The organism is Psychrobacter sp. CAL346-MNA-CIBAN-0220, assembly GCF_040309805.1.
Lineage (GTDB): Bacteria > Pseudomonadota > Gammaproteobacteria > Pseudomonadales > Moraxellaceae > Psychrobacter.
In genome coordinates this window covers 1-230 of the sequence record NZ_JBEOPF010000810.1, presented here as the reverse complement: position 1 = coordinate 230, position 230 = coordinate 1, and the positions used below count along the sequence as shown (strand labels likewise).

The following is a 230-nucleotide window of genomic DNA, read 5'->3' as shown; positions in this document are numbered from 1 at the left end:
GCACTATTTCGAGGCCGTCTTCGCCGGTATAGCCGGTGCGGGCGATATACCAGTCGCCGTCGGCCCGGCCTTCGAACGGTTTGAGCTGATGGATCAGGATGCCACGGGACTGGGTCACCAGTTCGGCGATTTTCTGCCGGGCGTGGGGGCCTTGGATGGCGAGCATGGCCAACTCGGAGCGCTCATGCAGGTGCACTGAGTAGCTGCCCAGTTGCGCCTGCATCCAGGCC

At 63.9% G+C, this 230-nt stretch carries 1 pseudogene; it reads right to left on the bottom strand.

From position 1 onward, the window contains the following. Positions 1 to 230: pseudogene (locus AAEY88_RS15760) on the bottom strand (hypothetical protein); the annotation flags it as partial.